Annotated in this window: 7 protein-coding genes; all 7 read left to right on the forward strand. The window is 52.0% G+C overall.

What is annotated here, in order from left to right:
- Window positions 1–409: 409 nt before the first annotated feature.
- Window positions 410–691 carry a type II toxin-antitoxin system RelB/DinJ family antitoxin gene (locus KTH90_RS24590; RefSeq protein ID WP_087295645.1) on the forward strand — a complete coding sequence of 94 codons (282 nt, stop codon included), beginning with the start codon at window positions 410–412 and terminating at the stop codon, window positions 689–691.
- Window positions 684–956, forward strand: a complete 273-nt coding sequence (locus tag KTH90_RS24595) for a type II toxin-antitoxin system YafQ family toxin (RefSeq protein ID WP_148430750.1) — start codon at window positions 684–686, stop codon at window positions 954–956. The genes KTH90_RS24590 and KTH90_RS24595 overlap by 8 nt, the downstream gene beginning before the upstream one ends.
- A gap of 18 nt (window positions 957–974) precedes the next feature.
- A complete protein-coding gene (locus KTH90_RS24600; protein WP_148430748.1) occupies window positions 975–1,223 on the forward strand; it encodes a hypothetical protein in 249 nt (82 codons plus the stop codon).
- The gene (locus KTH90_RS24605) at window positions 1,220–1,711 is read left to right on the forward strand and encodes a hypothetical protein (RefSeq protein ID WP_148430746.1); all 492 of its coding nucleotides are present in this window, start codon (window positions 1,220–1,222) and stop codon (window positions 1,709–1,711) included. The genes KTH90_RS24600 and KTH90_RS24605 overlap by 4 nt, the downstream gene beginning before the upstream one ends.
- A gap of 14 nt (window positions 1,712–1,725) precedes the next feature.
- Window positions 1,726–2,121 (forward strand): DUF3221 domain-containing protein, encoded by a 396-nt coding sequence (locus KTH90_RS24610; protein WP_148430744.1) that lies wholly within the window; start codon window positions 1,726–1,728, stop codon window positions 2,119–2,121.
- Between the two features lie 305 nt (window positions 2,122–2,426).
- Window positions 2,427–3,653, forward strand: coding sequence for a plasmid recombination protein (locus KTH90_RS24615; protein WP_187368019.1), 1,227 nt, complete (start codon window positions 2,427–2,429; stop codon window positions 3,651–3,653).
- Between the two features lie 426 nt (window positions 3,654–4,079).
- A partial coding sequence (locus KTH90_RS24620; RefSeq protein WP_238727613.1) for a hypothetical protein occupies window positions 4,080–5,520 on the forward strand: 1,441 nt, incomplete at its 3' end.

Raw genomic sequence — 5,520 nt, forward strand, 5'->3', positions numbered from 1 at the left:
CTGTCACCGGGAAACTGGCCTTGATCCGAAAACCGTCCGTAAGTGGTGGGATTGCCCGCCGCCAGCGGTACGCTTTGAAAATGGGCATATAACAGTGCAGGTGTCCCCTTCCCAGGAGTTAAGCGATTGGCTCCTGGACGCGCTGCACAATGGAGGCCAGGAATAAGGCCCAGAAAGGCCCCTGTTACGCTTTAGAAGCCGTTTTCAGCCCTCCGAGGGTAAATACCGGCCCCTTCTCTACCGCGCCCGGAAAGCCGCATAAATCAAGGCTTTTTTGCCACCTAAATGCGTACATACCAGGGCAGAAGTTTAAGAGCCAGGGCTTGGGGAAACGGGCAGGAAAATGTATTGACATTGTAAATAAAAAATGATACAATGTATATAATAAGAGTGAAAGGAGTTGCTATCTATGGCGAATACAAATATTAACATTCGTATGGACGCAGATTTGAAGCGGCAGTTTGAGGCGTTCTGTGCTGATATGGGAATGACGATGACAACGGCGTTCAATGTTTTTGCTCGTAAGGCGGTGAGAGAGTATAGAATACCCTTTGAAATCAGCGGCGATGTGCCGAACGCAGAAACCGTCGAAGCAATCCAGGAAGTAAAGAGAATGAAGGCCGATCCGAGCCTCGGCAAGACTTATTCCAATGTCGATCAGATGATGGAGGAGCTGCTTGCCGATGTATAACATAAGACCAACCACAAAGTTTCAGAAGGATTTGAAGCGTGTGAAAAAGCGCGGCTTTGATATTTCTTTGCTGACCGATATTATTAAAAAGCTGGCTGCGGGGGATCCGTTGCCGGAGAAGAACAGGGATCACCAGCTTTCCGGGGACTATGCGGGGTGTCGTGAGTGCCACATTACGCCGGATTGGTTGCTGATCTACGAAGTGGACGGGGACGAGCTGATTTTATATCTTACCCGGACGGGATCGCATAGCGACTTATTTTAGGGGAAGGAGGAAAGGTCTATGAGCTGGGATAAAGAGAGGATCGCGCAGATACAGCTTCCCGATCCGGCAGACGATGATCCGCACCCTCGTCTGCTCTTGGAAGGGCGCGGCATACACGTAGGAGAGGGATTTACAGCTCTGTTTCCAGATGGCTGGCACGAGATTACCCTTGAAGTAGCCTGGGAGCCGACAGGCCCTGCTTGCTGGTACATATCTACGCCTGGGTTTAAGGGTGTGTGTCCTGTGGGCCTGTTCGTGAAAGTATGAAAACGATACGGCAGATAGCCGACGAGATAGGGGTATCAAAGACAGCGGTAAGTAAGCAAATCGCGAACCTTGGTTTGCGATCAGGTTTGCGAAAAAACGGAAACCAGTTTGCGATTGATGAACACCAGGAAGCCTTGATAAAACAGGCTTTTTCTGAAAAATCGCAAACTGAAATCGAAAACCAATCGCAAACTAAAACGCAAACCGAAAACCACGAAGTTGGCGATTTAGTTTGCGTTTTACAGGCCACCATCGACACGCTACAAGGGCAGCTTGAAGTAAAAGACCGGCAGATCGAGCAGCAGGCCCAGACCATTACCCGGCTCACTGACGCGCTGGCCGCCGCCCAGCAGACAGCGGCAGCGGCCCAGGCTCTTCACGCAGGGACGATCCAGCAGCAGCTCCTTACTGAGGAGGCCGGAGCAGATCAGAAAGGCCAGGAGCCGGAGCAAAAGCGTAGCTGGTTTAGTAAGTTGTTTCGGGGTTGAGAAAGGAGCATGAAATGAAAAGGTATCAAAAGACAATTATAGCCGTTATTGTTTTAGTTTCTGTTGCTGTTGGGTTTTACTTTGTCGGCTATAAAACTGCTTATGATAGGATAGAAGAAAGTCCAGGCTCTTCGAGTATTCCGCAAACATTTTATGCTACCATAACGGAGATAAATGGGAATAATTTTACAGTAGAAGGTCTGGATATAAACGATATTAACTATCGAGGTGCATTTACTTTTTCTGTAATAGCTGAAACGGAACTTGTATGGCGTGGAACAGAAATGCAAGTAGAAGAGTTTGACATAGGAGATATAATCTCGGTATCTTTTACTGGATTAGTACAGGAGAGTTACCCCGGCCATATTTTGGATGTGGTACGGGTACAATTATTAGATGATGAAAAATAATAGAGAAAGTTGATGGTAGAATAATCGACATTATAGGGGGCCGCGTCCCCGGCCGGAGCTGGCTGGGAGCAGCGGGAAACCGTAGCGGCTGGCAACTCCGGCGAACCCCCGCGGGAGCGCGCAAAAGCACTTTCATACTGACGCCCAAACGGGGCGGCGGTGTGAAAGTGCTTTTGCGTTACTTTCTCACAAGAAAGTAACAAAGAGGTTGTGGCCTGCGGCCAGTTATGGTAAAATAAGAGTAGTAGGATATAGGCTTTTACAGGAAAGGGACGGGTGATTTTATAGGCACAACCATTTCGGGAATGACAGGTCGGGGAAGTATCCGGCACAACAACAGGAGCTTTTCAGCGGCGAATGTAGACCGGAGCAGGTCGGGGCAGAATGTCATCTTTTGCAACGAGGATTTGAAAAAGGTGTACCACGAACTTTTCGATGAAGCCCTGGCCGACTACAACGCCAAAAAGAAAAAGACCAGGGATAAGATACCAGACTACTATGAGCATATCCGGCAGAGCAAGCAGGAGAAGCTATTTCACGAAGCTATATTCCAGATCGGCAACTTGACCGACTGCGGGTGTGGCTCCCCTGGAGGGGAACGGGCGGCGGCAGCTCTCAAAGAGTTTGCAGAGTCCTTCCAGGAGCGCAATCCTCATCTGCGGGTGTTCAATATGGTGCTGCACATGGACGAGGCCACGCCCCACCTCCATGTGGACTTCGTGCCGGTGGCAACGGAGCAGAGCCGGGGCCTTTCGACGCGGGTATCAATGAAACAAGCGTTAAAGCAGCAGGGATTTGAAGGGTTGGGCCGGAAGCAGACGGAATGGAAAGCTTGGATGGAACGGGAGAAAGAAGCCCTAACGGAAATCGCCCAGGCGCACGAGTTTGAGATTATCAGCTTGGGCGGTGGTCGGCCTCATATGGAGCTGCCAGAGTACAGAGCAGCGGCCCAGCGGCTTGAAGCTATCCAGGAACAGGTGATAGCGGCAGAGCAGGAAATTGCGGCCCTGGAAAAGCAGAGGAAAGCCCTGCAAGGGAATGTGAAGTTGCTGAAAGCGGTTGAGAAGGTCAAGCCCGATCTGGACGCAATACAGCCGGAAAAGACGCTGACAGGGGCCGTCAAGGGCGTGACGGTGGAGCAGGTGAAGGAGCTGAAGGCGGCGGTGATCCGGGGCGCGGCGGCAGAGCAGAAGGTGCGGGAGCTGAAGGTAGAAAACCAACAGCTTCAGCAGAAAATCCCCTCGACGAAAGAAAAGCTGAAGGAGGCCCAGGAGCGGCAGCGGCTTGAAAATGAAAATCGGCAGCTCAAAGTGCAGGTCGAATATCTGGAAGAAGATTTGAGCCGGGAGCGCGGGTTTTCGGCGCGGCTTCAGGAAGGGATCGGGGCGGTGCTGGATTTCCTGGATCGGCACTTGCCAGAGCAGTTCCGGCCCCTGGTCGAAAAGGCGCGTGAGCTACTACCTATGCCAGAGGTGCAGCAGCCGGAAAGAGAGCAGGAACGGGGCCATACCTGGGGTGGTATGGAGCTGTAAAAGAAGCCTGTCAGGGGGCCTTGCAAGAGCCGCCCGGACAGGCTATAATAACAGTAAAAATAGGGAATAAAATATATTGATAATATATGCCCCCCTATGGGGTATGGGAGATGGCAGGGAGTTAGTGGGTTGTAAAATAGGGAATAAAATATATTGATAATATATGCCCCCCTATGGCCTTTAGGCCAGGGAGAAAAATAATAAAATATTCTCTCTCGGACAGGGAGAAAGTCGGAGGGGGTTATGGGGGTGAGCGGCGGGGTGTGGGAATGTGGTAAACCTGAAAGGTTTTCCATCATTTCCATGCCCCAGAGCGAGGGGGAAAAGGGGGAGGTGACTTTCTCTTTAAGGCCCCTTTGGGGCCGCTCTTTGGCTCCCCCTTTTCCCCCTGTGGGTTTGCAGAATGTACGAAAAGAGGTGTAAGGAATGGCGGATCAGCAAGAAGCTCTGGAACGGCTGCGGGAACTTTACAGGGAAAAGAACGAGCATTTAGAGAAGTTTTTGGAGCCGGTGGAGCCGTATGAGTTTTATCGTGAGATCTTCCCGGAAGGATCTTTCGAGAGGAAGGGTCATTTTGAGGACAGGAAGGGAAATGGAATTGCGGTGACGGTGCCGAAAGGTGAGGTTGACAAGGCAACGGGGATTGCCTTGCAGATCGAGGGGGACGGTAAAGCGAAACGCTGTACCATCACTGACGAGCTGGACGAGCTGCGGGAGCTGCAAGACACCGATTTTACGATTATGTCCCCGATTTCTTATTTTGGGCGGCGGCGGTGTGGCAAAAATGCCCGGTATCTCTATGCTCTGGTCTTTGACCTGGACGGGGTGGGTATGCCTCAGCTCCGGGACACGCTGCACCAGATGAATAAGGATATTTTGCCCCAGGCAACCTTTGTTGTAAACAGCGGGACAGGGCTTCACCTGTATTATGTGCTGAAAGAGCCGGTGCCTATGTACCCGTACAACCAGAAATGCTTGAAAGAGCTGAAATATTCCCTTACCCGGCAGATTTGGAATAAGTTTACCTCCACTATCAAGGAGCCGCAAATGCAGGGGATTTTGCAGGGCTTTCGGGTGGTCGGCTCCGGCTCGAAGCTGGGGCGTGAGTATCCTGTGAGGGCGTTCCGGCTCGGCGGGCCGGTGGAGCTGGCGTGGCTGCTTGATTATATCCCGGACAGCAACGGGGAACAGCAGCGGCTTGAGGGGCTTATGAGAAAGAGCCGCCTGTCGCTGGCCGAGGCGAAAGAGAAGTACCCGGATTGGTATGAGCGGCGGATCGTCAAGAAGGAGCGGCGGGGCCGATGGACGGTTAAGCGTGACCTTTACGACTGGTGGCTGCACCGGATCGCCGATGAAATCCGGGTGGGCCATCGTTTCTATGGCATTATGACGCTGGCGATTTATGCGAAAAAATGCGGGATAGACGAGGACGAGCTGCGCCGGGACGCTTTCGCGCTGCTCCGGCCTTACGATGATATGAGCGTGGAGGATATAAACCGCTTTACAAAAGATGATGTGGTGTGCGCTCTGGAAATGTTCAATGAGGACTATGTGACATTCCCCAGGGACGATATAGCGAAGCTCTCCGGCCTGACTATGCCTGTCAATAAGCGTAATTTTCAAAGACAAGCAGATCATCTTGAAATTGCAAGAGCTATTCGGGATATTAAAGCGAAACAGCAAGGGAAAAAGGATTGGAGAGAAGGGAACGGGCGGCCTAAAGGCAGCGGAACGGCTCAGGTGCGGGTTTATGAATGGCGGCAGCAGCACCCGGAGGGGCGCAAGGCTGACTGTCACCGGGAAACTGGCCTTGATCCGAAAACCGTCCGTAAGTGGTGGGATTGCCCGCCGCCAGCGGTACGCTTTG

Source organism: Diplocloster modestus (assembly GCF_019042245.1).
In the GTDB taxonomy this organism is placed as follows: domain Bacteria; phylum Bacillota; class Clostridia; order Lachnospirales; family Lachnospiraceae; genus Diplocloster; species Diplocloster modestus.

Excerpts from the sequence above, each read along its gene's own strand:
- KTH90_RS24590 (WP_087295645.1), top strand. The coding sequence starts at position 410 with ATGGCGAATACAAATATTAACATTCGTATGGACGCAGATTTGAAGCGG.
- KTH90_RS24595 (WP_148430750.1), top strand. The coding sequence starts at position 684 with ATGTATAACATAAGACCAACCACAAAGTTTCAGAAGGATTTGAAGCGT.
- KTH90_RS24600 (WP_148430748.1), top strand. The coding sequence starts at position 975 with ATGAGCTGGGATAAAGAGAGGATCGCGCAGATACAGCTTCCCGATCCG.
- KTH90_RS24605 (WP_148430746.1), top strand. The coding sequence starts at position 1,220 with ATGAAAACGATACGGCAGATAGCCGACGAGATAGGGGTATCAAAGACA.
- KTH90_RS24610 (WP_148430744.1), top strand. The coding sequence starts at position 1,726 with ATGAAAAGGTATCAAAAGACAATTATAGCCGTTATTGTTTTAGTTTCT.
- KTH90_RS24615 (WP_187368019.1), top strand. The coding sequence starts at position 2,427 with ATGACAGGTCGGGGAAGTATCCGGCACAACAACAGGAGCTTTTCAGCG.